The 516-nt window shown below is 63.2% G+C and carries 2 pseudogenes; both read left to right on the forward strand.

The features are described 5' to 3' along the window. Positions 1-93: 93 nt before the first annotated feature. Positions 94-177 (forward strand): annotated as a pseudogene (locus ACFTOW_RS01785) (calcium-binding protein); the annotation flags it as partial. Beyond that, a pseudogene (locus ACFTOW_RS01790) lies at positions 160-516 on the forward strand (calcium-binding protein); the annotation flags it as partial. The pseudogenes ACFTOW_RS01785 and ACFTOW_RS01790, both read left to right, overlap by 18 nt.

Here is a 516-nt window from a genome sequence, read left to right on the forward strand (position 1 = left end):
AGCGCGCAGGCTGGGATGACACCTTCCTGCGCTCGATTCTCACAAACATAGCAATGGCTTAATGCCAAAAGCGATTGCCCTGATGGCGGGGACGGGAACGACCGGCTGGAAGGCGGGATCGGGTTCGACACGCTGGATGGCGGGGCCGGCAACGACCTGATGTATGGCGGCAGCGGGTTCGACGTTCTGTTCGGTGGCGACGGTGATGACCGGCTTGAGGGCAACTCGGGCAATGACACGCTGGACGGCGGGGCTGGCAATGACGTGCTTGTCGGCGGTCTGGGGGCGGATACGTTTGTCTTTGGCGTGGGCTACGGTCAGGATCGGATCGCCGATTTCCAGAACAACATCGACGTGATCCATCTCGACGCCGACCTGCTGGGCGGGGGCACGCCGGTTGCGACGGACCTGATCGCCTTTGCCGGACGCACCCCCGATGGCTTCCTGATCCTCGATTTCGGCAATGGCGACACGCTGACCTTTACCGGCGTCACCAACACCGGGGCGATCCTGGAC

This window comes from Lacimonas salitolerans, assembly GCF_042677865.1.
GTDB lineage: Bacteria > Pseudomonadota > Alphaproteobacteria > Rhodobacterales > Rhodobacteraceae > Lutimaribacter > Lutimaribacter salitolerans.